At 71.9% G+C, this 23,973-nt stretch carries 20 protein-coding genes; 2 read left to right on the forward strand and 18 right to left on the reverse strand.

Annotation, left to right across the window (positions count from 1 at the left end):
* Positions 1-48: 48 nt before the first annotated feature.
* The 9 genes from JYK17_RS14165 to bldG form a co-directional block, all read right to left on the reverse strand.
* Positions 49-1,254, reverse strand: a complete 1,206-nt coding sequence (locus tag JYK17_RS14165) for a DNA polymerase III subunit delta' (protein WP_108010912.1) — start codon at positions 1,252-1,254, stop codon at positions 49-51.
* 116 nt (positions 1,255-1,370) lie between these two features.
* Positions 1,371-4,598, reverse strand: a complete 3,228-nt coding sequence (tmk, locus tag JYK17_RS14170; RefSeq protein ID WP_108010910.1) for a dTMP kinase — start codon at positions 4,596-4,598, stop codon at positions 1,371-1,373.
* Between the two features lie 133 nt (positions 4,599-4,731).
* On the reverse strand, positions 4,732-7,557 hold the full coding sequence (gene topA, locus JYK17_RS14175; RefSeq protein ID WP_108010908.1) for a type I DNA topoisomerase: 2,826 nt from the start codon (positions 7,555-7,557) through the stop codon (positions 4,732-4,734).
* Positions 7,558-7,797: 240 nt separating this feature from the next.
* The gene (locus tag JYK17_RS14180; RefSeq protein ID WP_108010906.1) at positions 7,798-7,995 is read right to left on the reverse strand and encodes a hypothetical protein; all 198 of its coding nucleotides are present in this window, start codon (positions 7,993-7,995) and stop codon (positions 7,798-7,800) included.
* Positions 7,996-8,259: 264 nt separating this feature from the next.
* The gene (locus tag JYK17_RS14185; RefSeq protein ID WP_372465112.1) at positions 8,260-9,858 is read right to left on the reverse strand and encodes a DUF7059 domain-containing protein; all 1,599 of its coding nucleotides are present in this window, start codon (positions 9,856-9,858) and stop codon (positions 8,260-8,262) included.
* 53 nt (positions 9,859-9,911) lie between these two features.
* On the reverse strand, positions 9,912-10,502 hold the full coding sequence (locus JYK17_RS14190) for a small secreted protein (RefSeq protein ID WP_108010904.1): 591 nt from the start codon (positions 10,500-10,502) through the stop codon (positions 9,912-9,914).
* Positions 10,503-10,694: 192 nt separating this feature from the next.
* Complete coding sequence (locus JYK17_RS14195) at positions 10,695-13,103, reverse strand: sodium-translocating pyrophosphatase (protein ID WP_108010902.1); 2,409 nt, start codon at positions 13,101-13,103, stop codon at positions 10,695-10,697.
* Positions 13,104-13,418: 315 nt separating this feature from the next.
* Positions 13,419-13,850, reverse strand: a complete 432-nt coding sequence (locus tag JYK17_RS14200; protein ID WP_108010900.1) for an ATP-binding protein — start codon at positions 13,848-13,850, stop codon at positions 13,419-13,421.
* A 117-nt stretch (positions 13,851-13,967) separates the two neighbouring features.
* Positions 13,968-14,309 carry an anti-sigma factor antagonist BldG gene (bldG, locus tag JYK17_RS14205; RefSeq protein ID WP_003975386.1) on the reverse strand — a complete coding sequence of 114 codons (342 nt, stop codon included), beginning with the start codon at positions 14,307-14,309 and terminating at the stop codon, positions 13,968-13,970.
* Between the two features lie 81 nt (positions 14,310-14,390).
* Here bldG and sftH point away from each other — a divergent pair, with 81 nt between their 5' ends.
* Positions 14,391-16,922, forward strand: coding sequence for a DEAD/DEAH box helicase (gene sftH, locus JYK17_RS14210; RefSeq protein WP_234547981.1), 2,532 nt, complete (start codon positions 14,391-14,393; stop codon positions 16,920-16,922).
* Here the strand turns inward: sftH and JYK17_RS14215 are convergent.
* From JYK17_RS14215 to ssd, 9 genes are all read right to left on the reverse strand, one after another.
* A complete protein-coding gene (locus tag JYK17_RS14215; protein WP_108010898.1) occupies positions 16,810-17,262 on the reverse strand; it encodes an Rv3654c family TadE-like protein in 453 nt (150 codons plus the stop codon). The genes sftH and JYK17_RS14215 overlap by 113 nt on opposite strands.
* On the reverse strand, positions 17,259-17,636 hold the full coding sequence (locus tag JYK17_RS14220) for a TadE family type IV pilus minor pilin (protein WP_108010896.1): 378 nt from the start codon (positions 17,634-17,636) through the stop codon (positions 17,259-17,261). The genes JYK17_RS14215 and JYK17_RS14220 overlap by 4 nt, the downstream gene beginning before the upstream one ends.
* On the reverse strand, positions 17,623-17,832 hold the full coding sequence (locus tag JYK17_RS14225) for a DUF4244 domain-containing protein (RefSeq protein ID WP_108010894.1): 210 nt from the start codon (positions 17,830-17,832) through the stop codon (positions 17,623-17,625). The genes JYK17_RS14220 and JYK17_RS14225 overlap by 14 nt, the downstream gene beginning before the upstream one ends.
* 65 nt (positions 17,833-17,897) lie before the next feature.
* A complete protein-coding gene (locus JYK17_RS14230; RefSeq protein WP_108010892.1) occupies positions 17,898-18,686 on the reverse strand; it encodes a type II secretion system F family protein in 789 nt (262 codons plus the stop codon).
* A complete protein-coding gene (locus tag JYK17_RS14235) occupies positions 18,683-19,552 on the reverse strand; it encodes a type II secretion system F family protein (RefSeq protein ID WP_222810485.1) in 870 nt (289 codons plus the stop codon). The genes JYK17_RS14230 and JYK17_RS14235 overlap by 4 nt, the downstream gene beginning before the upstream one ends.
* Complete coding sequence (locus JYK17_RS14240) at positions 19,549-19,698, reverse strand: hypothetical protein (RefSeq protein WP_222810524.1); 150 nt, start codon at positions 19,696-19,698, stop codon at positions 19,549-19,551. The genes JYK17_RS14235 and JYK17_RS14240 overlap by 4 nt, the downstream gene beginning before the upstream one ends.
* A complete protein-coding gene (locus JYK17_RS14245; RefSeq protein ID WP_164932214.1) occupies positions 19,695-19,844 on the reverse strand; it encodes a hypothetical protein in 150 nt (49 codons plus the stop codon). The genes JYK17_RS14240 and JYK17_RS14245 overlap by 4 nt, the downstream gene beginning before the upstream one ends.
* On the reverse strand, positions 19,841-21,037 hold the full coding sequence (locus JYK17_RS14250; protein WP_234548470.1) for a TadA family conjugal transfer-associated ATPase: 1,197 nt from the start codon (positions 21,035-21,037) through the stop codon (positions 19,841-19,843). The genes JYK17_RS14245 and JYK17_RS14250 overlap by 4 nt, the downstream gene beginning before the upstream one ends.
* A 35-nt stretch (positions 21,038-21,072) precedes the next feature.
* Complete coding sequence (ssd, locus tag JYK17_RS14255; protein WP_222810486.1) at positions 21,073-22,185, reverse strand: septum site-determining protein Ssd; 1,113 nt, start codon at positions 22,183-22,185, stop codon at positions 21,073-21,075.
* A gap of 575 nt (positions 22,186-22,760) precedes the next feature.
* Between ssd and JYK17_RS14260 the strand changes: the two genes are divergently transcribed.
* Entirely contained in the window at positions 22,761-23,594 is an 834-nt protein-coding gene (locus JYK17_RS14260; protein WP_108010884.1) for an HAD family hydrolase, read from the forward strand.
* Positions 23,595-23,973 lie beyond the last annotated feature (379 nt).

Genomic DNA, 23,973 nt, shown 5'->3' on the forward strand with positions numbered 1-23,973 from the left:
CGCGCCGCGTCCGCCCAGCGGTCCCCTCGTCGCCAGTTCCCCCTCACCTCACCCCGCTCTGAGCGCCATCGTCATCGCCTCCACCGCGAGCAGCGGGGCCACATTGCGGTCGAGGGCGTCGCGGCAGGCGGCGATGGCCTCGATACGGCGGAGGGTGGACTCCGGGGACCCCGCGCGGGCGAGGCGCTGCAGGGCGTCCTCGCAGTCCGCGTTGGCGATGGCCACGCGGGAGCCGAGCTGGAGGGCGAGGACATCGCGGTAGAAGGCCGTGAGGTCGGTGAGGGCGACGTCGAGGCTGTCGCGCTGCGTACGCGTTCTGCGGCGCTTCTGCTTGTCCTCCAAGTCCTTCATCACGCCCGCCGTGCCGCGGGGCATCCGGCCGCCCTGGGCCGCACCCATCGCCGCCTTCAGATCCTCGGTCTCCTTGCCGTCCCGCTCCTCGGCGAGCTGCTTGGCGTCCTCGGCGGCCGCGTCGACGAGCTCCTGCGCGGCCTTGAGCGCGCCGCCGACGTCCTCGACCCGCAGCGGCAGCTTCAGCACGGCGGCGCGGCGCTCACGGGCGGCCGGGTCGGTGGCCAGGCGGCGGGCCCGGTCCACATGCCCCTGCGTGGCGCGGGCGGCCGCGGCGGCGACGGACGGTTCGACGCCTTCCCGCCGTACGAGCAGGTCGGCGACCGCGTCCACGGAGGGCGTCAGCAGATTGAGGTGGCGGCAGCGGGAGCGGATGGTCGGCAGGACGTCCTCGATGGAGGGGGCGCACAGCATCCAGACCGTACGCGGGGCCGGTTCCTCCACCGCTTTGAGGACCGCGTTGGCCGACTTCTCGTTCAGCCGCTCGGCGTCCTCGACGAGGATGACCTGCCAGCGGCCGTTCGCCGGTGACGTGAACGACTTGCGGACCGTGTCGCGCATGTCCTCGGCGAGGATCTGCGAGCCGACCGCGGCGACGGTGGTGACGTCCGCGTGGGTGCCGAGCAGGGCGGTGTGGCAGCCGTCGCAGAACCCGCAGCCGGGGGTGCCGCCGAGCGCGCGGTCGGGGCTGACGCACTGCAGCGCGGCGGCGAACGCCCGCGCGGCCTGGGTCCGCCCCGCGCCCGGCGGTCCCGTGAACAGCCAGGCGTGCGTCATCTTCGACGCCTCGGGCGGCGGCGCGTCGGCGGCGGCCGCGGTGACCAGCGCGTCGGCGTCCCGGGCAGCGGCGTCCAACTGCCCGGCCACCTTCTCCTGGCCTACGAGGTCGTCCCAGACGGTCATGCGGTCAGCCCGCCCCTTCGTCACACGTCACGTTGCCAGATCCATTGTGCGGGGCGGCACTGACAACGGCCCCGGAGCCGGTTCCCACCTCGGCCCCGGGTCCTGGACCTGAGCCCTCAGCCGCGGCGCCCGCGCCCCCGTCGCCCCCGGCCCGCGTCGTCGTCGTGATCGTCCTCGTGCGGGCCGAGCAGTTCGTCCGCCAGGGTCGGCAGGTCGTCCAGCGGGGTCTCCTCGGCCCAGTCCGGGCGCGCCCTGCGCCGCGGCTCGCCCGAGGCGTCGACCTGCGGTATTTCGCGCGTACGGTCCTCGGTCCCGTCCGGGCCCGCCGCGGTCGGATCCGCCCCGGGCTGCTCGTCCCGGAAGTACCCCTGCGGCACCCGGTGCGCGGGATCGTCGTCGCGCACGGGAGGCAGCACGGCGGTCTCGTCGTCGGCCGCGGGCCGCACCGGCGGCAGCACGGCCGTCTCGTCGGCCGCACCCGCGGGAGCCGGCGGCTGCGGCAGCTGGGTGGTCACTTCGGACTCGGATTCGGCCGAAGATCCGGCCCCGCCCGCAGGACGCCCGTCGCGCGTCTCCTCGCGCACCGGCTCCTCGCGCACCGGCCGCAGCACCGCCGTCTCCTCGACCGGCCCACCCGACGCGTTCGTCGGCGTCACCACCGGTGTCGGCACCGTCGACGCCTCCGGCGGCACCGCGGGTGCCACGGGCGCCGTCGGCTGCCGGGGTCCCGCCTCCGCGGCGGCCGCCGCCTCCTCGGCGAGCCGCCTGGCCTCCTCGGCCCGCAGCAGCGCCTCCTCGGCCTTGCGCTGCTTCTCCAGGCGCCTGGCCTCGGCCTCGGCGTGCAGCCGGGCCTCCTCCTCGGCCTGCTTGCGGCGGCGGTCCTCCTCGGCCTTGCGGCGGGCCTCCTCCTCGGCGCGCACCTTCTCCTCCGCGAGCAGCCGCGCCTGCTCCTCCTCGGCGCGACGGCGCGCTTCCTCGGCCCGCAGCCGGGCCTCCTCCGCCTGCCGCTCGGCCTCGCGGCGCTGCGCCTCCTCCAGCTCGCGCCGCTTGCGCTCCTCTTCCTCCGCGCGCAGCCGCTCCTCCTCGGCCTTGCGCTCGCGCTCCAGCCGTTCTTCCTCGGCCTTGCGGGCGGCCTCCTCCTCGGCCTTCCTGCGCGCCTCTTCCTCGGCCTTCTTGCGCGCCTCCTCCTGGGCCTTCAGCTCGGCCTCGGACAGCGGCAGCATCTGGTCGAGCCGGTGCCGTACGACGGTGGTGACGGCCTCGGGCTCCTGGCCCGCGTCCACCACGAGATACCGCCCGGGGTCGGCCGCGGCCAGCGTGAGGAAACCGGAGCGCACGCGCGCGTGGAACTCGGCCGGCTCGGACTCCAGCCGGTCGGGCGCCTCGGTGAACCGCTCGCGGGCGATCTCCGGGGAGACGTCCAGCAGCACGGTCAGATGCGGTACGAGGCCGTTCGTCGCCCAGCGGTTGATACGGGCGATCTCGGTCGGCGACAGGTCGCGGCCCGCACCCTGGTAGGCCACCGAGGAGTCGACGTAGCGGTCGGTGATGACCACCGCGCCGCGCTCCAGGGCGGGCCTGACCACCGTGTCCACGTGCTCGGCGCGGTCCGCGGCGTACAGCAGTGCCTCCGCGCGGTGGGACAGTCCCGCGCTCGACACGTCCAGCAGGATCGAGCGCAGCCGCTTACCCACCGGCGTCGCGCCGGGCTCGCGCGTCAGCACGACCTCGTGTCCCTTGCCGCGGATCCACTCGGCGAGCGCCTCGGCCTGGGTGGACTTGCCCGCTCCGTCGCCGCCCTCCAGGGCGATGAAGAAGCCCTGCACGGCGGGCACCGTCTCCGGGTCGTCACCGCCGAGCAGCGCGTCCCGCAGATCGTGGCGCAGCGGCACGCCCGAGCGGTCGTCGACCTTGGCCAGGACCAGTGCGGCCACCGGCAGCAGCAGCGCGCCGACCAGCATCAGCGTGAACGCGGCGCCGCCGTGCGCGAACACGAACTTGCCGTTCTCCAGCCGGTGCGGGCCGATACCGGCCGCCACGACGGGCGCGATCACCGCGCCGAGCGCCACGCACACGCGGACGACCGCGTGCAGGTGCTCCGTCGTCCGCGCGCGGCGGTAGTCCTCGGCCTCCTGGTCGAGCAGCGTGTGTCCGGTGTTGGCGGCCACGCCCGCGCCGAAGCCGGCCAGCGCGACGATCAGCAGCACGGTGGTGACGTCCGGGACGAGCCCGGCGGCCAGCAGCGCGACGCCGGTGAAGGCGATCGCCAGCGCCAGCAGGCGGCGCCGCGACAGGGCGGGCAGCAGAGAGGGGGCCGTACGGATGCCGACGACGACGCCGCCCGTGAGCGCGAGCACCAGAAGCCCGTACATCACCGGGCCGCCGCCCAGGTCCTTGGCGTGCAGCACGCAGACGGCGACGGCCGCGGAGACCGCGCCCGCGACGGCGGCGGACGCGATCACCAGCAGCGGGATGGCGCCCGTGCGGCCCTTGTCGACGCCCGTGCCCGTCCTGGGGCGGCGCAGCCCTTCGAGCGGCGACCGCGCGCGCGGAGTGCGCGTGCCGGGCAGCTCCACATAGGTCACCACGGACAGCGACGCGGCGAACAGCCCGGCCGCGACGTACGAGGCGAGGGCCGCCTGGTGCTGCTCGAACCAGTCGATCCCGGCGCCCAGCAGGTTGTTGATCAGCCCGGCGGCGACGAGCGCGGCGGCGGCGAGGGGGATCGACACGAAGCTCGTACGCAGCGTCAGCCGGCGCAGCGCGTCCATGTGATCGGGCAGCGGCCGTACCGTCGCGCCCTCCGGGGGCGGGGCGGGCAGCAGCGCGGGCGCCGCGCTCTCGCGGCACACCGTCCAGAAGCGCTCGGCGACCCCGGTCACGAAGGCGCTGACCAGGATGGCGGCCAGGGCGTTCTTCGGCGTCCAGTCGATCCACAGGGGCGCGACGATCAGCACCGCGGCCCTGAGACCGTCGGCGCCGACCATGGTCCAGCGGCGGTCGAGCGGACCCTCCTGCGAGGTGAGGGAGGTCAGCGGTCCGAGGAGCACGGCGCCGAAGAGCAGCGTCGCGAGGATGCGCACCGCGAAAACGGTCGCCACTGCGAACGCCACGCCGCGGTAACCACCGCCGAACGAGCCCTCGCCGATCGCCGCTTGGAGGGCGAGGAGGACCAGCACAAGGAGGGCGAGCGTGTCGCCGACACCGCCCACGAGCTGGGCGCTCCACAACCGCCTCAGCTGCGGACGCCGCAGCAGAGCGCGGACTGCGCGCTCGCGGGAGTCCGCGACCAGGACGTCGTCGGGGGCCGGGGGGTGGGCCGTTGGCTGCTCGGCTCGCGTCATGCTTTCAGCCTATCGGGACGGACTGACAGCTCGTGGCACGCGCCCGAACGTGCGCACGCCCCGACACCAAAGCGATATCGGGGCGTTCGTTTTGCGAAGCCTTCGCTAACGAAGACCTGCCGACTGCTACGGCTCAGTCGTCCGAGGCCGACTTGGCAGCGGTCGCCTTCTTCGCCGCGGTCGCGGCGGTCTTCTTGGCGGTCGTCTTCTTCGCGGTGGTGGTCTTCTTAGCCGCCGTCTTCTTGGCGGCCGTCTTCTTCGCCGGAGCCTTCTTGGCGGTCGCCCGCTTCGCGGTCTTCTTGGCGGGCCCCTTCGCCCGCTTCTCGGCGAGCAGTTCGAAGCCGCGCTCCGGGGTGATCTCCTCGACGCTGTCGCCGGAGCGCAGCGTCGCGTTGGTCTCCCCGTCGGTGACGTACGGCCCGAAGCGGCCGTCCTTGACCACCACCGGCTTCTCGCTGACCGGGTCGGTGCCCAGCTCCTTCAGCGGCGGCTTGGCGGCCGCGCGACCGCGCTGCTTGGGCTGCGAGTAGATCTCCAGCGCCTCTTCCAGCGTGATCGTGAACAGCTGCTCCTCGGACTGCAGCGAGCGCGAGTCCGTGCCCTTCTTCAGGTAGGGCCCGTAGCGGCCGTTCTGCGCGGTGATCTCCTGGCCCTCGGCGTCGACGCCGACGACGCGCGGCAGCGACATCAGCTTGAGCGCGTCCTCAAGCGTCACCGTGTCGAGGGACATCGACTTGAACAGCGAGGCCGTACGCGGCTTGACGGCGTTCTTGCCGGTCTTCGGGGTGCCCTCGGGGAGCACCTCGGTGACGTACGGGCCGTAACGGCCGTCCCTGGCGATGATCTGACGACCCGTCTCCGGATCGGCGCCCAGCTCGAAGTCGCCGCTCGGCTTGGCGAGCAGTTCCTCGGCGAGCTCCACGCTCAGCTCGTCCGGCGCGAGGTCCTCGGGCACGTCCGCGCGCTGGTGGTTCTCGGAGTCCTTCTCGCCGCGCTCGATGTAGGGGCCGTAGCGCCCGACGCGCAGCACGATGCCGCTGCCCACCGGGAACGACGAGACCTCGCGGGCGTCGATCGCGCCCAGGTCGGTGACGAGTTCCTTGAGGCCGCCGAGGTGGTCGCCGTCGCCGTTGCCCGCCTCGGCGGCGTTGCCGTTGTCGGTGCCCTCGCCGAAGTAGAACCGCTTCAGCCACGGCACGGACTGCGCCTCACCGCGGGCGATGCGGTCGAGGTCGTCCTCCATCTTGGCGGTGAAGTCGTAGTCGACGAGCCGCCCGAAGTGCTTCTCCAGGAGGTTGACCACGGCGAAGGACAGGAAGGACGGGACGAGTGCCGTGCCCTTCTTGAACACATAGCCGCGGTCGAGGATCGTGCCGATGATCGACGCGTACGTCGACGGGCGGCCGATCTCGCGCTCTTCCAGCTCCTTGACCAGGCTGGCCTCGGTGTAGCGGGCCGGGGGCTTGGTCGAGTGGCCGTCGGCGGTGATCTCCTCGGCGGTGAGGGCGTCGCCCTCGGCGACCTGCGGCAGCCGGCGCTCGCGGTCGTCCAGCTCGGCGTTCGGGTCGTCGGCGCCCTCGACGTAGGCCTTGAGGAAGCCGTGGAAGGTGATCGTCTTGCCGGAGGCGCTGAACTCGACGTCCCGGCCGTCGGCGGCCGTGCCACCGATCTTGACCGTGACGGAGTTGCCGGTGGCGTCCTTCATCTGGGAGGCGACGGTCCGCTTCCAGATCAGCTCGTAGAGCTTGAACTGGTCGCCGGTCAGACCGGTCTCGGCCGGGGTGCGGAAACGATCACCCGAGGGCCGGATCGCCTCGTGCGCCTCCTGCGCGTTCTTGACCTTCCCGGCGTACGTCCGCGGCCGGTCCGGCAGGTAGTCGGCTCCGTACAGCTGCGTCACCTGGGCGCGGGCGGCGCTCACGGCGGTGTCGCTCAGCGTCGTGGAGTCCGTACGCATGTAGGTGATGTAGCCGTTCTCGTACAGCTTCTGCGCGACCTGCATGGTGGCCTTCGCGCCGAAGCCGAGCTTGCGGCTCGCCTCCTGCTGCAGCGTCGTCGTACGGAACGGGGCGTACGGCGAGCGGCGGTACGGCTTCGACTCGACCGAGCGCACCGCGAACCGCGTGTTCTCCAGGGCCGCGACGAGGGCACGGGCGTTCGCCTCGTCGAGGTGGAGGGTGTTCGCGCCCTTGAGCTGTCCCACGGAGTCGAAGTCGCGGCCCTGCGCGACCCGCCTGCCGTCGACGGTCTGCAGGCGGGCGATCAGCGAGGAGGGGTCCGAGGAGTCTCCCGCGCGGCCGGTGGCGAAGGTGCCCGTCAGGTCCCAGTACTCGGCGGAGCGGAACGCGATGCGCTCGCGCTCCCGCTCGACGACGAGCCGGGTCGCCACGGACTGGACACGGCCGGCCGACAGCCGCGGCATGACCTTCTTCCACAGGACCGGCGAGACCTCGTAGCCGTAGAGGCGGTCGAGGATGCGGCGGGTCTCCTGGGCGTCGACCATGCGCTTGTTGAGATCGCGCGGGTTGGCGACGGCCTCGCGGATGGCGTCCTTGGTGATCTCGTGGAACACCATGCGCTTGACCGGGACCTTGGGCTTGAGCACCTCCAGGAGGTGCCAGGCGATGGCCTCGCCCTCGCGGTCCTCATCGGTGGCGAGGAAGAGCTCGTCGGAGTCGCGCAGCAGGTCCTTCAGCTTCTTGACCTGGGCCCGCTTGTCGGCGTTGACCACATAAATGGGCTGGAAGTCGTGTTCGACGTCCACACCGAGGCGGCGGACCTCACCGGTGTACTTCTCCGGCACCTCCGCGGCGCCGTTGGGAAGGTCGCGGATGTGCCCGACGCTCGCCTCGACGATGTAGCCGGGGCCGAGATAGCCCTTGATCGTCTTCGCCTTGGCAGGCGACTCGACGATGACGAGTCGGCGGCCGCCGTGTGCGGTCTCGCTGGTCGGGGACAACTTCGCTCTTCTCTCCGGTCGACGCTGGGCCCCCGGGGTGCTTCGTCCCGAGGTCGGGGGTGACGCTGCGGAGTGTGACGGTACATCCCGCCCCCGTGTCAAACGGGAAAAGCCCGCAACGGCCACTCGAACGGTAACCCGACTTCCGTCATTCCTGCCGCCCGGAGTACGCACGGGCCTTTTCGAGCCGGACCGGAGGATCACCTCCCAATTACCGGAGCCGCAGCTCCGGGGCGGCTTTCACATCTGGAGGAAGCACCAGACTCCGAAAATCAGAGCGATCACCGCGGCGAGGCTCGCGACGGCCGCCGATGCGACGGGGCTCACACCGTGGGCCACGGGCTCGCCGTGCCTGACCCGGGCCAGGGTCCATACCAGCAGCGCCCCTCCGAACAGGGCGAACACCACTCCGGCGAAGATCGCCGGTCCGCTCTCCATGGCTGCCCGTGCCTCTTTCCCCTGTCCGCGAGTGCCCAGCACGGGGAGAGTGGCACGCGCGGACGGCGCACAGGCGAACCCGGGGTGAACTCGGGGCCGACGTCCGGCACGCGCGCGTGCCGGACGTCTCGAGCGCCGGACGCCAGAGGCTCCGGATGCCGGAAGCGCCGAATGTCGGAGACGGCGGTTGCCCGAAGCGACGGACGCCAGACGGATGTTGGCCTGTTTGCCTCCCCTTCACCTCCCCGGGGAGGAGGCCGGCCCTCACACAGGCTCGATGAACCCCTGCTCCACCAGCAGCCTGATCTGCGCCGGGGTGCGGTCGCGCAGCAACACCGGGTCCTCGCCCATCAGTTGGGCGATCGCGTCCAGGATGCGGCCCGCGCTGAGCGAGCCGTCGCAGACGCCCGCGAAGCCCGCGCCGACCGTGTCCACCTTGGTGGCGCGGCGCATGCCGCGGTTCTGCCGCAGCACGACGTGCTCCGGGTCCTCGGCGCCGGGCAGCCCGACCTGTTCCTGGACGATCTCGGCGCCGAGCCTGAAGTGCCCCTCCAGCAGGGCCGCGTCGTCGTGCGCGCGCAGATAGTCGAGGCGGCCGAAGTGCGCCCGCACGGTCTCGCCCAGCGGCTGCTCGACGGGGTGCGGCCACTCCTCCGCGGTGATCGAAGGGACCGCCGCGCCCGTGCGGCGCAGAGTGATCCAGCCGAACCCGACGGCCCGCACCTTGCGCGCCTCGAACTCGTCCAGCCACGCGTCGTAGAGCGCCTGGTACTCGGCCGGGTCCCCGCGGTGGTCGCCGGCGTCCCTGAGCCACAGCTCGGCGTACTGCGTGACGTCCTGCACCTCGCGCTGCACGATCCAGGCGTCGCACCCGCGCGGCACCCAGGACCTGAGCCGGTCCTGCCAGTCCTCCCCCTCCACGTGCTGCCAGTTGGCGAGGAACTGCGCGAACCCGCCCTCGTTGAGTCGCTCGCCCGCACCTTGAACGATCGAGCGGCACAGATCGTCCCCGCCCATCCCGCCGTCGCGGTACGTCAGCCGTGCGCCCGGCGAGATCACGAAGGGCGGGTTCGACACGATCAGGTCGTACGTCTCGTCGTCGCGCAGCGGCTCGTAGAGCGAGCCCTCGCGCAGGTCGGCCGCCGGGGCGCCGGACAGCGCCAGCGTGAGGGCGGTGATGTGCAGCGCGCGCGGGTTGAGGTCGGTCGCCGTCACGCGCGTGGCGTGCTGCGCGGCGTGCAGGGCCTGGATGCCGGAGCCGGTGCCGACGTCGAGTGCGGAGGAGACGGGGCGGCGCACGGTGATGCCCGCGAGCGTCGTGGAGGCACCGCCCACGCCGAGGACGACGCCCTCCTCACGGCTGCCGATCCCGCCGGCGCCGCCGACGGCGCACCCGAGGTCGGAGACGATGAACCAGTCCTCGCCGCCGGGCCCGCCGTAGGGCCGTACGTCCACGCTCGCCGCGACCTCGTCCCGGCCCGCGGGCACCAGCCACCCGTCCTCCAGGCACGCGTCGAGCGGCAGAACGCCCGCCACGCGCGCGTGCGGCACCGGCTGCTGCAGCAGGAAGAGCCGTACGAGTACTTCCAGCGGCGTGTCGCCGCGGGTGGCCCGGAGCGCGGGCACGGTCTCGCTGCGCGCCAGCGCCGCGTACGCGGGGGCGCCGAGCAGCTCCAGCAGCCCGTCGGCGGTGAAGGACGCGGCGAGCAGGGCGTCCCGCAGGCGGGCGGCGACGTCGGTTCGGCCGGGAGCGTCGGATCGACCGGAGGCGTCGGGTCGGCCGGAGGCGTCGGGTCGGCCGGAGGCGTCGGGTCGGCCGGAAGCGGGGGCGGCGGGCAGGGCAGGCAGGCCTGAGGTACTCACGCCCCCATTGTGGCGGGGACGGACGGCCGCCTGCAGCTCCTGGCCGCCTGCGGTCAGCTCGCGGTCGCGGGAGCCGACGAGGAGGCGCTCTTGCAGCTCTCCTGCTTCGCCATCGCCTTGCCGACGTCGCCCTCCTCGAGGGTCTTCAGCGCGTCGTTCCCGCTCTTGCTCAGCTTGTCCAGCGAGGTCGCGATGTCCTTGAGGCCGTCGGCGAACTTCGCCTGGTCCTTGGTCTCGAGCTTGTCGACCTGCGTCTTGAGCGAGGCGTAGGAGGCGGAGATGTCGTTGAGCTCCTTGACGGCGTCCTTCTGCTTCTTCGCCCCGCCGTCGACGTCGGGGGCCCCGGCGTTCTGCACGGCGGCGCCGATCGCCTTGTATGCGTCCGACATGTCTTGGAAGGCCTGTGCGTCGGTCTTCTGCACGTCGGCCGGCGCGCTGTTGTCCGAGGTCTGCTTCTGGATCGCGGCGTTGGCGTCCGCGATCTTCTTGGCCTGCGGCTGCACCCCGTCGCAGACCTGCTTGGCCCAGGCGTCCAGCTTGTCGTTGCCGTTGTCGCTGCTGCATCCCGACAGCGCCAGTACCAGTACCGCACCGCCGGACAGTGCGGCCGCGAGCTTCTTGTTCACCGGTTTGGTCCCTTCCATGGCTCTCGGCCCCGGAACATACACGGCGCCCGCACGACAACCGCACGTCCGGCGTCCGTAAGTTTCCGCTTTGGGGCCATTTGCACCAGGCGAGAGAAGGCTCACGATGAGGCTGCGGTCACATGAGACGGGCGGGAGACGCGTCAACACGCGTCTCCCGCCCGCTTCTTGAGCCAGGCCGATTAAGACCGTCTACGAAACCACCGCAGGATCCGCCGAGTTGTTGGCCACCCTGCCGGTGTCCTCCTCGTCGCCCACGGCGATACCGCGGCGCTTGGAGACGTAGACCGCCCCGACGATGACGAGCAGCGCGAGGATCGCGATCAGGATCCGTACGCCGAGATTCTTGTCATCGCCGTAGCTGAACTTGATCACCGCGGGTGCGATGAGCAGTGACACCAGGTTCATCACCTTCAGCAGCGGGTTGATCGCGGGGCCCGCGGTGTCCTTGAAGGGGTCGCCGACCGTGTCGCCGATCACCGTGGCCGCATGGGCCTCACTGCCCTTGCCGCCGTGGTGACCGTCCTCGACCAACTTCTTGGCGTTGTCCCACGCGCCACCGGAGTTGGCGAGGAACACGGCCATCAGCGTGCCCGCGCCGATCGCACCGGCGAGGAACGCGCCGAGGGCGCCGACACCGAGCGTGAACCCGATGGCGATGGGCGCCATGACCGCCAGCAGACCTGGCGTCGTGAGCTCCCGGAGGGCGTCCTTGGTGCAGATGTCGACGACCTTGCCGTACTCCGGCTTCTCCGTGAAGTCCATGATCCCGGGCTTCTCGCGGAACTGCCGGCGCACCTCGTAGACCACGGCACCCGCCGACCGCGACACCGCGTTGATCGCCAGCCCCGAGAAGAGGAAGACGACCGCCGCGCCCGCGATGAGACCGACGAGGTTGTTGGGCTGCGAGATGTCCATCATCAGGTTCATCGGTGCGCCCGGACCGCTGAGCTTCTCGCCGACGTCCTGCGCGCCGGTCGTGATCGCGTCACGGTAGGACCCGAAGAGCGCCGACGCCGCCAGGACGGCGGTGGCGATGGCGATGCCCTTGGTGATGGCCTTGGTGGTGTTGCCGACCGCGTCCAGGTTGGTGAGCACCTGCGCGCCCGCCCCCTCGACGTCGCCGGACATCTCGGCGATGCCCTGCGCGTTGTCGGAGACCGGTCCGAAGGTGTCCATCGCGACGATCACACCGACGGTGGTGAGCAGGCCGGTGCCGGCCAGCGCCACCGCGAACAGCGCGAGCATGATCGACGAACCGCCGAGCAGGAACGCCCCGTAGACGCCGAGGCCGATCAGCAGGGCGGTGTAGACGGCCGATTCCAGACCGACCGAGATACCGGCGAGGACGACGGTGGCCGGGCCGGTCAGCGAGGTCTTGCCGATGTCCATGACGGGACGGCGGTTGGTCTCCGTGAAGTAGCCGGTCAGCTGCTGGATGACGGCGGCCAGGACGATGCCGATGGCCACGGCGACGACCGCGAGGATCCGCGGATCGCCGTCCTTGGCCCTGATCGCGGCATCGGTGACGCCGTCGAGGTCCGAGTACTTCGACGGGAGATAGACGAAGACCGCGACGGCCACCAGCACGAGCGAGATCGCCGCGGAGATGAAGAATCCACGGTTGATCGCGGACATGCCGCTGCGGTCGGAGCGGCGCGGGGCCACGGCGAAGATGCCGATCATCGCCGTGATCACGCCGATCGCGGGCACGAGCAGGGGGAAGGCCAGTCCGGAGTCGCCGAACGCCACCTTGCCGAGGATCAGCGCGGCGACCAGGGTCACGGCGTACGACTCGAAGAGGTCGGCCGCCATGCCCGCGCAGTCGCCGACGTTGTCGCCCACGTTGTCGGCGATGGTCGCGGCATTGCGTGGGTCATCCTCCGGGATGCCCTGCTCGACCTTTCCGACCAGGTCGGCGCCGACGTCGGCGGCCTTGGTGAAGATGCCGCCGCCGACACGCATGAACATCGCGATCAGAGCGGCGCCGAGGCCGAAGCCTTCGAGCACTTTCGGCGCGTCGGCCGCGTACACCAGCACCACGCAGGAGGCGCCCAGCAGACCGAGCCCCACTGTGAACATGCCGACGACGCCGCCCGTGCGGAAAGCGATCTTCATGGCTTTGTGCGATACGGCGGTGAGATCCTTTTCGGGCTCACCTTCCGCGGGAGTCGCTTCCCGGGCCGCCGCGGCGACACGGACATTGCTGCGCACGGCGAGCCACATGCCGATATAGCCGGTGGCCGCCGAGAACGCCGCGCCGATCAGAAAGAAGATCGATCGCCCGGCGCGCTGATTCCAGTCGTCCGCAGGAAGCAGCATGAGCAGGAAGAACACAACGACGGCGAATACGCCGAGCGTGCGCAGTTGCCGGGCCAGATAGGCGTTGGCGCCTTCCTGGACCGCCGCCGCGATCTTCTTCATGCTGTCGGTGCCCTCGCCCGCCGCGAGTACCTGGCGCACCAGGACACCTGCGACCACAAGTGCGGCAAGCGCGACGACTCCGATGATCATCACCATGATCCGGTTGTCGTCTGTCAGCACTGCCGCTGCGAGGTTAGTGGGGTGGTCCAACTGATGAGGGGTAGAAAGCCCCGCCATTCGTCCTCCTTGACGCTTGGGCTGAGCTCAAGATGTGGACGGATTGTAGGTACCTCGACCTGATCAAAACAGTCCGCGGTAACCGGAATTGGCCTTCACATGCTCTACAGCAAATGATCGACATCACGCCACAGAACCCGAAAGAGGTAATGCCTCAAAGGCATTGACGCCTGAATTTGCCCTTGATCAAATTATCGGCCGAATGATCGTGAATTCCTTCACGAATTCGCGGGAACGTCCTGAAACGCAGCGAGGGCCCTGCTCAGCAGGGCCCTGCGATGTGCTACGAGCGGTGCGGTCAGGCGGCCGGTGGGGTCAGGAGAGCGCCGCGGCGGGCGGTGTGGTCGGCCAGGTCATCCGGATCTGACCGCCGTGCTCCCCTGCGGTGACCTCGACGTCGTCGACGAGACCGCTGATGACCGCGAGGCCCATTTCGTCCTCATCGGTGTCCATGTCCCCGCCGGCCGATCCCGGCGCCCGGTCCCCGGGAGCCGAACGCGGTGCCTCGTCGCCGACCTCGATGGAGAACTGCTTCTCCTCCTCGACCAGCTGAACCTTCACGGGCGTCGTGATCCCGGCGTTCTGGTGCAGTCCGACGGCACGGGTGCAGGCCTCGCCGACGGCGAGTCTGACCTCGTCGAGGACGGCCTCGTCCACTCCGGCCCTGCGCGCCACCGCTGCCGCCACCAGTCGGGCGGTCCTGACGTGCTCGGGCAGCGCGCTGAAGCGGAGTTCAACGGTGGCCATGCATCCCCCTCAGACTTCGGGCGTGCTGTCGGGGGGCCGGACCGCCGAAAGCCCGGACCCCCTGTTCGTACTTCTTCCGTCCCGGGAGCGGTCCTTTCCCGCTCCGCGGGGCGGTGGTCAGTCGGTGGCCGCCACCGCTTCCTCGACCGAGGTGTGGATCGGGAACACCTTGGTGAGGCCGGTGATGCGGAAGATCTTCAGAATGCGCTCCTGGTTGCACACCAGGCGCAGCGAGCCCTCATGGGCACGCACACGCTTCAGGCCGCCGACCAGCACGCCGAGCCCGGTGGAGTCGAGGAAGTCCACGCCCTCCATGTCTACGACGAGGTGGAAACTCCCGTCGTTCACCAGCTCGACCAGCTGCTCGCGCAGCTTGGGCGCGGTATATACATCGATTTCGCCACCGACCTCGACGACCGTACGATCGCCGACGGTACGAGTCGACAGGGACAGGTCCACGGATCCTCCAGCACCTTGCTATCGAGCGGTCGTTCCTCGGGACATCTCGGCTTCCGCCCCCGGAACGGTTCGCCAGCCGCGATGGCATTCAATCACTTACCGGCAGGCGTGCACGACGCCTTGGTCCCATTGTCCGTCACTCCGGTGACACACTCGGTGCCGATGGCCAAGAATCTCCGCTCCGATCGATCCCTGACGGACCCCGCCTCCCGGCCGGAACCGGGCACGGTCCTGGGCCGACTCGCCTCCGGGCCGAGCCGGGCTTCGCGCATCACTCATACGGAGCACTTGCCCCCGCGCGAGGGTCGCCATGCCGTCTGGCCTGACCGGATTCGTTCGGAGGTCGTCGCGGCCGTGCAGTCCTGCGGCATCGAGCATCCCTGGGCCCACCAGGCACTGGCCGCCGAACACGCCCTGGACGGCGACTCGGTGGTCGTCGCCACGGGCACGGCGTCCGGCAAGTCCCTGGCCTATCTGGTCCCGGTGCTCTCCACGCTGCTGGACGGTTCCGAGGCCCCGAACGGCCGCGGCACCACCGCCCTCTACCTGGCGCCGACGAAAGCTCTTGCGGCCGATCAGTGTCGATCGGTGAAGGAACTTTCACAATCTCTGGGAAATGCCGTTCGCCCTGCGGTGTACGACGGTGACACTCCGTTCGAGGAACGCGAGTGGGTGCGCCAGTACGCCAACTACGTCCTCACCAATCCCGACATGCTGCACCGCGGGATACTCCCCTCCCACCCCCGCTGGTCCTCCTTCCTGAAGTCGCTGAAGTACGTCGTCATCGACGAGTGCCACACCTACCGGGGCGTGTTCGGCTCCCATGTCGCCCAGGTGCTGCGCCGGCTGCGCCGCCTGTGCGCCCGCTACGGCTCCTCTCCCGTCTTCCTGCTGGCCTCCGCGACGGCCGCGGAGCCGTCGGTGGCCGGCCGCCGCCTGACCGGCCTTCCCGTCGTCGAGGTGGCCGACGACGCCTCACCCCGCGGCGAACTGGTGTTCGCCCTGTGGGAACCCCCGCTCACCGAGATGCAGGGCGAGAAGGGCGCCCCGGTCCGCCGCACCGCCACCGCCGAGACGGCCGACCTGCTCACCGACCTCGCCGTGCAAGGCGTGCGCTCGGTCGCCTTCGTACGCTCCCGGCGCGGCGCCGAGCTGATCTCCGTGATCGCCCAGGAGCGCCTCGCCGAGGTCGACCGCTCCCTGGCCCGGCGCGTGGCCGCCTACCGCGGCGGCTACCTCCCCGAGGAGCGCCGCGCCCTGGAGCAGGCCCTGCACTCCGGCGAACTCCTGGGGCTCGCCGCGACCACCGCCCTCGAACTCGGCATCGACGTCTCCGGGTTGGACGCCGTGTTGATCGCCGGCTATCCGGGCACACGCGCCTCCCTGTGGCAGCAGGCGGGCCGCGCCGGACGCGCCGGGCAGGGGGCGCTGGCCGTCCTGGTCGCCCGGGACGACCCCCTGGACACCTTCCTCGTCCACCATCCCGAGGCCCTGTTCGACCAGCCGGTGGAGTCCACGGTCCTCGACCCCGACAACCCCTACGTCCTGGCCCCGCACCTGTGCGCCGCCGCCGCGGAACTGCCCCTCACCGACGAGGACTTCGAGCTCTTCGGTCCCGCCTGCGAGGAGCTGCTGCCGCAGCTGGAGGCCGCGAAGCTGCTGCGCCGCCGCACGAAGGCGTGGCACTGGACGCGCCGGGAGCGGGCCGCCGACCTCACCGACATCCGCGGCGAGGGCGGCCGTCCGGTCCAGGTCGTGGAGTCCGGCACGGGACGGCTGCTCGGCACGGTCGACGCGGGCGCCGCGCACACGGCCGTCCACGAGGGCGCGGTCCACCTCCACCAGGGCCGTACGTATCTGGTCCGCTCGCTCGATCTGGAGGACTCCGTCGCCCTGGTCGAGCAGGCGAGCCCGTCGTACTCCACGGTCGCCCGCGACACGACGTCCATCGCCGTCCTGGAGACGGACACCGAGATCCCCTGGGGCTCCGGCCGCCTCTGCTACGGCTCCGTCGAGGTCACCAACCAGGTCGTCTCCTTCCTGCGCCGCCGGCTCATCACCGGCGAAGTGCTCGGCGAGACCAAACTCGACCTCCCTCCTCGTACGCTGCGCACGCGCGCGGTGTGGTGGACGGTCACCGAGGACCAGCTCGACGAGGCCCGGATCAACCCGGAGATCCTCGGCGGCGCCCTGCACGCCGCCGAGCACGCCTCCATCGGCATGCTGCCCCTCTTCGCGACCTGCGACCGCTGGGACATCGGCGGCGTCTCGATCCCGCTGCACCCCGACACGCTCCTGCCCACGGTCTTCGTCTACGACGGCCACCCGGGCGGCGCGGGCTTCGCCGAGCGGGCCTTCCACACGGCCCGCGCCTGGCTCACCGCCACCCGTCAGGCCATCGCCTCCTGCGAGTGCGAGGCCGGCTGCCCGTCCTGCATCCAGTCCCCCAAGTGCGGCAACGGCAACGATCCGCTGCACAAGAGGGGGGCCGTACGACTGCTCACGGTGCTGTTGCGCGGGGCGCCCGCGGAGCCGGAGGAGAAGCACGCGGCGGGGGTGGTGGCACCGTCGACGGCCCCAACCCCGGCCCCGCAGGCCCCGCCCGTGCCCTGACCTCGGCCGTGAACGGCCCCCGTCCCGAGGCCGCCGTCACGTCCGAGATCTGTCCGACGAGCGCGCACCGCACCAGCCGGGTGCCCTGTGCCCGGGCCAGCCGTTCGGCCCGGGCACAGGCCGATCGACGGCCGTCCGCCCAGTGATCCGCCGCCGCGAGCGCCGCCAGGTCCGCGGCGCCGGCCGCGCGATGGCGGGTCGCAACGGCCTGACCCAGGGCGAGCACGACACCGAACACCACGCACAGCACGGCGATCGCCCCGACGCTCCAGACGGTGGCCGAACCGCGGTCCCCGCCCCTCCTGCCGGTCCACCGGCGGCCCCGGAAGCCGGCTGTCATGACCCGGCCCCCACCGTCTCCTCCGCCTCGGCCACGGCCTCCTCCCGTACGTCGAAGGGCAGGCCGTGCAGCACCGGTGGCTTCGCCTCCACGACCACATGGACCCGGTCCCCCTCCCGGTGGACCGTGACCCGTGCTCCGCGCGGGGCCGTCGCGCGGGCCAACTCGGTCACCGTGCCCGCCGGGTCCTGACGGGCCGCCGCCCGCGCCCCCGTGCGCGCCGCGTCCACGCACTGGATCTGCGCGGCCACCACCAGCAGCCCCCACACCAGTGCCGTCGTGAACATCACCAGCACGGGCAGCACGACGGCCGACTCCGCCGTCACGAACCCTCCGTCCGCATTCCTCCCGCATCCGCGCTCACACCTTCGCATCGAGCGCCTGCTTCACGATCCCCTGCAGCTCCGCGCTGACCTCCCCGCTCGTCACCACCTTGTAGAGGACCACCGCGAACGCCACCGCCGCCACGATCCCCATCGCGTACTCCGAGGTGACCATCCCCGCGTCCCCGCGCACCGACCGCGCCCTGCACACCAGGGCGCCCAACCGCGCCCGTACCACCTTGTTCATCTCAACCCCCGTGAGGTTCAGTCCCGTTCACTGCTTGCCACTGCCCACCGACCGTCCCGTCCCCGTCATCCACCACCCCCTCCCAGCACCCCACCCGCGAGCCCGATCACCACAGGCAGGACGCCGACCGCGATGAAGGCGGGCAGGAAGCACAGCCCCACTGGGGCCGAGACCATGACGGCCGCCCGCCGGGCCCGTGCGGTCGCGGCGCGGGCCCAGTCGGCGCGGACGTCGGCCGCGAGCCGTGCGACCGGCACGGCGGCCGGCAGTCCGGACACGTCGGCCCGTTCCAGCAGCCGCGCCAGCGCTTGTGCGCCGGGCAGCGCGGCCAGCCTGCGCCAGGCCTCGGCCGGTTCCCCGCCGAGCCGCACCTCGGCCGCGCCCCGCGCCAACGCCTGGCCGACCGGACCTCCCAGGGCCTCGCCCACGGCCCGTGCGGCGTTCACAGGTGCCGCGCCGGCGGCGATGCAGGCGGCCACCAGGTCGGCGGAGAGCGGAAGTTGACGTACCGCCTCACCCGGGTCGTACGCCTCCGCGCCGTCCCCGGCGGCCCGGCTCCTTCGCCATCGCCACAGCGCGGCCGCGACGACCAGCCCCAGCAGGACACCCGCGAGGCCGCCGACCAGAACCCACCCGGCACACGCCACCCCCGCCAGGGGCAGCCAGCGCCGCGCGGTGTCCCCCACTTCGAAGCGCGGCCCGGACCGCTCGGCGGCGACGTCGCTCACCAGTCGCGCCAACCGCTTCCGGACTCTGCGCTCCCGCCGTACCGTCTCCAGCCGGCGCAGCAGCCACCCGAGGGCGCACAGCATCCCCAAGGTCACCCCCAGCCTGTGGACAACTTCCGCGCTCACGCCGCCTCCGCTCCCCGCACGATCCGCAGCGCCCACCACGTCCCCAGGCCCTCCAGCACTCCGCCGATCAGCAGGCAGCCCAGCCCGGCCCCGGTGTGCAGCAGCACATGCAGCGGGTCGGCACCGAGCGCGGTGCCGAGGGCGAGCCCCAGAACCGGCAGTCCCGCGAGCATCACCGCCGTGGATCGCGCACCCGCCAACTGGGCCCGCAGGTCGACGCGTTGGTCCCGCTCCGCGCGCAACGCCCCTTCGAGCCGGTCCAGTCCGGCCGCGAGGCCCGCACCCTGGTCCACGGCCACCCGCCAGCAGGCTGCCAGCCCCAGCAGTCCCTCGGCGCCCGGCTGCCGTGCCGCCACCGCCAGGGCGTCCGGCACATCCCCGCCGAAGCGCGCCGCTGCCAGCACCGCCGCCTGCGAGGTGCCGAGCCCTCCCGAGTCCCGCGCCGCGCGCAGCAGCGCCTCGCCCGGCTGCCGCCCGGTCCGCACCTCACCGGCGAGCGCTCCGCACAGCGCGATCACCGCGTCCCCGCGGCGCTCCCGTACGGTCCGCGCCTGCCCCTTCAGTCGCGCCCGCCGCAGCAAGGGCACTCCGGCCGCCCCCGCGACGACCGGGAGCACCGACGTGCCCAGCACCGCCAGCAGCACCCCGGCGGCCAGGGCCCACCACTCGGCCCGCAGCCGCCCGCGGATCCGCCGCAGTCCCCCGGCCAGGTCCCGCCGGGCCGGCGGTCCACTCGCCCCCACACCGCCGCCCGCGAGCAGCAACTGCGCCCGCCGCGCCCCCGAATGCCACCCGCCCATCAGCAGGGCCGCCGCACCGACACACATCACGGCCGCTCCCATGGCCGTCTCACCGGTCCCCGTCATCGCTCCCCCTCGTTCTCGTTCCGCAGCAGCCCCCGCAGCCGCTCCCAGCCCTGCTCGTACGCGAACGCCTCCGGGCCCCACCGCAGCGCCGCCCCACCGACACACACCACGCCCGCTCCCATGGCCGTCTCACCGGTCCCCGTCATCGCTCCCCCTCGTTCTCGTTCCGCAGCAGCCCCCGCAGCCGCTCCCAGCCCTGCTCGTACGCGAACGCCTCCGGGCCCCACCGCAGCGCCGCCCCACCGACACACACCACACCCACTCCCATGACCGCTTCACCGGTCCCCGTCATCGCTCCCCCTCGCCCTCGTTCCGCAGCAGCCCCCGCAGCCGCTCCCAGCCCTGCTCGTACGCGAACGCGTCCGGGCCCCACCGCAGCGCCGGCACCGTCCGCACCAGCCCCGACGCATCCCGCTCCAGCACATGCACCTCGGCGATCCGCCGCCGCCCGCTCCGGTCCCGTACGAGATGCAGGACCACCGACAGCGCCGCCGCCAACTGGCTGTGCAGCGCGGCCCGGTCGAGCCCGGCTGCCGTGCCGAGCGCCTCCAGGCGGGCCGGTACGTCGGCGGCGGCATTGGCGTGCAGAGTCCCCGAGCCGCCTTCGTGTCCCGTGTTCAGCGCGGCCAGCAGATGCACCACTTCGGGCCCGCGCACCTCACCCACGACCAGCCGGTCCGGCCGCATCCGCAGTGCCTGGCGCACCAGGTCCTGAAGCGTGACGAGTCCCGCGCCCTCCTGGTTGGCGGGTCTGGTCTCCAGGCGTACGACATGCGGGTGGTCGGGCCGCAGCTCCGCCGAGTCCTCGGCGAGCACGATCCGCTCGCCGCGTCCGACCAGCCCCAGCAGGGCGCTCAGCAGGGTCGTCTTGCCACTGCCGGTGCCGCCGCTGATCAGGAAGGACAGCCGTGCCTCGATCAGCGCCCGCAGGACGCGCTCGCCGCCCGGCGGCACCGTGCCCGCCGCGACCAGCTCGCCGAGGGTGAACGCCCGGGGCCGCACGACGCGCAGCGACAGGCTTGTGCAGCCCACGGCCACCGGCGGCAGCACCGCGTGCAGCCGTGTCCCGTCCGGCAGCCGGGCGTCGGCCCACGGGCGGGCGTCGTCGAGCCGCCGCCCGGCCACCGCGGCCAGGCGCTTCGCGAGACGCCGTACCGCCGCGGGGTCTGGGAAGCAGACCGACGTCAGCTCCAGCCCGCCGCCCCGGTCCACCCAGACCCGGTCCGGGGCCGTCACCAGTACGTCGGTCACCGACGGATCGGCGAGCAGCGCCTCCAGCGGGCCGCTGCCGACCAGTTCGGACCGCAACTGCGCGGCCGCGCCGAGGACTTCCGCGTCCCCGAGGACCCGCCCCTGCTCCCGCAGTGCCTGCGCCACGCGCGCGGGCGTCGGCTCGGCCCCGCTCTCGACCAGCCACTGACGCACTCCGTCCAGGAGCCCCGGTGGCATGTGCCGGCCGCCCGCCGGGGCCTGCGCTCCGCCCATCCGCCGCGGCGCCCACACGGGGCCCGTACCGGCGCTCATGCGCCACCCGCTTCCACCAGGGCCCGCTCCCAGAACTCCTTGCAGAAGCGGGCCAGGGGGCCGCGTCCGCCGCCCGCGGGCGGCACCTTGCCCTCACCGGGGCGCAACAGCCCAGATTCCACCGGCAGTTCGCCGGCCAGGGGCAGCCTGAGCAGCCGGGCGACCTCGCGGTCGTCGAGGCCGGGTGCGTACGGCCCCCGTACCGCGGCCCGCAGATCGCGCAGGACCATGCCGACCGCGGAGGCCACCCGCCCGGCCGCGGCGACGGCGCGCAGCTCGCCGGGAACCACCAGGAGCCCGAGATCGAGCTGGGCCAGGACCTCCGCGACGCCGTCGTCGATGCGTCGCGGCAGGTCGACGACCACGGTGCCGCCCCTTCGCCGGGCCGCGGCGAGCACCGCCCGGACGGCCTGCGGCGGCACCGCGACGCGGTCGCCGCGGTCCCAGCTGAGCACCCGCAGGGAGTGCAGTTTCGGCAGCGACTCCTCCAGGGCGCCGCCGCCGACCCGGCCGCGGGAGGCGGCGAACGCGGGCCAGCGCAGTCCCTCGGCGCTCTCGCCGCCGAGCAGGACATCCAGTCCGCCGCCCAGCGGATCGGCGTCCACGAGCAGGGTGCGCAGTCCTTCGTGCGCGGAGGTGACGGCGAGGGCGCACGCGAGCGTGGATGCTCCGGCCCCGCCGCGGCCCCCGATGACGCCCACCGTGAGGGCGGGCCGGCCCACGCCCTCGGCCACGTCGGCGATGCGGTCGACCAGCCACTGTTCGCCGTCCGGCAGCACCAGGACGTGATCGGCGCCGATCTCGACGGCGCGCCGCCAGACCCCGGAGTCGTCCTGGTCGCGGCCGACCAGCACCACTCCTCGTCTGCGCGCCGCCCCACGCACGCGGCGCGCGGCGTCGTCGCCGACCAGGACGAGCGGCGCCGTCTCCCAGGTGCCCGCGCGCTGCGGCACCGAGTGATGGACCTCCGGTGTGGCACCGGCCGCGGCGCACAGGCGCAAGAGGTCGTCGAGCAGTGCGACGTCCTCCGTGACGATCAGTGGTCCGGCCTGCCGTCCCGAGGCGGCCGGCGGTGGTTCGTGTGTGACGGCTCCGGTCACGGTCTCCATCCCCCTTCGCTGCATGTCTCGCGCAGCCTCTGCGGCCACGCGATTCCCAAACGTGTGAAGAACCGTCGACCGGCCTTCATATGGGCGGCCGATAGGAACCGGCCAAACCCGCCCGACAAACCGGATCCGGGTCATGAACTCGGTCCGAGCGGGACGCGTTTGAATCACGGTGCAGCGAGCCGGGAAATCGTGTGGATCATGGTCGATAACTGTGGACGAGTCGGCGGTTGTGAATATCGCCGTCACCCATACCGGTGAGCCTTGTACGGGCTCCGTGCGACTTCCGCAGAGCAGCCCGATCGCTACACACAGTGACGAATCATGAGCATGACGAAGAGGCGGCCGCAGCCGCCTCGAAGCGGCCGTACAACCGCATGAAAAGAGGAAAAACCCACCCGGACATGCGACGACCCCCACCGGGGGGGAGAGTGGGGGTCGTCTCCACGGCCGACTCGGGGGGGGAGGAGCCGGACCGGGTTAGCACGGTCGCGAACGATCCGTGACTTCCATGGTGTACCCGAGAGCCCTCTCAGGCAAACCCACGCGCCACACCTTACGCCGAATGGGCTGCGCCTATGCTCGGGGTCGTGGAAAACCACTCCTTGCCCCGCACAGCCGCCTTCTTTGACCTGGACAAGACGGTCATTGCGAAGTCGAGCACGCTCACGTTCAGCAAGTCGTTCTACCAAGGCGGACTGATCAACCGCAGGGCCGCCTTGCGTACCGCATATGCCCAGTTCGTCTTCCTCGTCGGCGGCATGGACCACGACCAGATGGAGCGCACGCGCACGTACCTGTCCGCGCTCGTCCGCGGCTGGAACGTCCAGCAGGTCAAGGAGATCGTCGCCGAGACGCTGCACGACCTGATCGACCCGATCATCTACGACGAGGCCGCCTCCCTCATCGAGGAGCACCACACCGCCGGACGCGACGTCGTCATCGTGTCGACGTCGGGCGCGGAGGTGGTGGAGCCCATCGGCGAGCTGCTCGGCGCCGACCGCGTGGTGGCGACGCGCATGGTCGTGGGCGAGGACGGCTGCTTCACCGGAGAGGTCGAGTACTACGCCTACGGCCCGACGAAGGCCGAGGCCGTCAAGGAACTGGCCCGCTCCGAGGGATACGACCTGGAGCGCTGTTACGCCTACAGCGACTCGGCGACCGATCTGCCGATGCTGCTGGAGGTCGGCCATCCGCATGCCGTGAACCCGGACCGCACCCTGCGCCGTGAGGCCCTCGCGCGCGGGTGGCCGATTCTCGACTTCCACCGCCCGGTGCGGCTGAAGCAGCGGATCCCGGGATTCGCCGTACCGCCCCGCCCGGCCCTGGTCGCCGCCGCCGCCATAGGCGCCGCGGCGGCCACCGCCGGTCTCGTCTGGTACGCCAACCGGCGCCGGGCGGCGACCATTTGATTCCGGTGTCCGTTTGCAACCTATTTGAGACCAAAAGTAAAGAAGTACAGCCAGGGGTTCCGCTTGCTTCGGTCCCGGAGTACAAAGGGGTTAACGGCCCGCGAGACCAAGGACATCCGAAAGGATCACCTTAAACATCGTATTTGGCCCCACGGACCGAGCATGAGCATCGGGCACCCACGCGACGTCGACCCGTCGATTACGGGCCAGCCGCACCAGGTGACGGGCAAAGTCCCGACCTGATGGGCGATATATCGAGGACGCCTGGTAACCCGGTGAGCATGCCAGCGGCGGTACGAGTCCTCGTGCCGCCGCATCCCTTTGTCCGCCTTTACCGGCGGTCCCGGCATTCCCGGTTTTCAGCCGTTTCCCCGGACTT

The sequence above is a fragment of the Streptomyces plumbidurans genome, from assembly GCF_019857225.1.
Lineage (GTDB): Bacteria > Actinomycetota > Actinomycetes > Streptomycetales > Streptomycetaceae > Streptomyces > Streptomyces plumbidurans.